This is a genomic window from Desulfovibrio sp. OH1186_COT-070, from assembly GCF_003860215.1.
In the GTDB taxonomy this organism is placed as follows: domain Bacteria; phylum Desulfobacterota; class Desulfovibrionia; order Desulfovibrionales; family Desulfovibrionaceae; genus Desulfovibrio.
Window position 1 is genome coordinate 1 of record NZ_RQYH01000141.1, and the last position, 561, is coordinate 561.

The following is a 561-nucleotide window of genomic DNA, read 5'->3' on the forward strand; positions in this document are numbered from 1 at the left end:
GATTTGCTGGAGGCGCGCTTTGGCACGCTTCCCCAGTCCGTGACTTCCTACATTGCCAATTCGTCTGATGCCAATGCCCTGCGGAAGCTGACGCTTTTTGCCTACCGTGCAGAATCGTTGCAGGCTGTTGTTGACCGGATCAACGACGACACAAAGATGATGTGATCTGCATCTTCAGCAAAACATGATGGCCGCCTGTGCTCTTGTGCAGGCGGCTTTTTTGTGTGCATGATCTCGTCTTGCCCACCGGACACTACTGGGATAGGATGTGCGTATGGGAAAAGAGCGCATCCCGCATGATCCTGCGTACAAGCAGTTTTTCAGCAATCCTGAAATGGTGGAATCGCTGTTGCGGGATTTTGTGCCTGCGGATTTTGTCGCGGATCTGGATTTTTCCACCCTTGAACGCTGTTCGGGCAGTTATGTGACGGACGATTTGCGGGAACGCCATGACGACATCGTCTGGCGTGTGGGCTGGAAAAAAGGCTCCTGGTGCTATGTGGCCCTGCTTCTGGAGTTCCAGAGCACGCCCGACCACTGGATGGCTTTGCGCATCCTGTC

Annotated in this window: 1 protein-coding gene; it reads left to right on the top strand. The window is 54.2% G+C overall.

Annotation, left to right across the window (positions count from 1 at the left end):
- Positions 1-274 precede the first annotated feature (274 nt).
- Positions 275-561, top strand: a 287-nt coding sequence (locus tag EII23_RS12260; RefSeq protein WP_148091286.1) for an Rpn family recombination-promoting nuclease/putative transposase, incomplete at its 3' end; no start/stop codon positions are given.